Here is a 320-nt window from a genome sequence, read left to right on the forward strand (position 1 = left end):
GTAAAAATCAGCCCTTGGAAATTCATTCGGTTTTGAAGCAAGTCGGTCACCACGGGCTTGGAAAGGCTGGTTGGAATATTGGCGCCATTATCCAGACTTGGGACATTGAGATGGGCGACCATGACGGACATGAGATTTTCCCTGAAGAGTGTTTGGTAAGGATACAAGTCAATGTCCCATATTCTTTTTTCGGCATGTTTGATTACAGGCAAAGCATAATGACTGTCCGTCTCCGTATCTCCGTGTCCCGGAAAATGCTTGGCGTTGGCAATGATGCCGTTTTCCTGAAGTCCCTTCATATAAGCCACGGCCCTTTGAGT

General features: G+C 46.9%; 1 protein-coding gene. It reads right to left on the reverse strand.

Annotation, left to right across the window (positions count from 1 at the left end; genetic code table 11):
* Positions 1-299: glycoside hydrolase family 3 N-terminal domain-containing protein (locus ACNKXV_RS13920; protein WP_417908319.1), on the reverse strand; the 299-nt coding region annotated here is incomplete at its 3' end.
* Between the last annotated feature and the right edge of the window lie 21 nt (positions 300-320).

Origin of the sequence: Christiangramia aquimixticola (genome assembly GCF_048285835.1) — a bacterium.
GTDB lineage: Bacteria > Bacteroidota > Bacteroidia > Flavobacteriales > Flavobacteriaceae > Christiangramia > Christiangramia aquimixticola.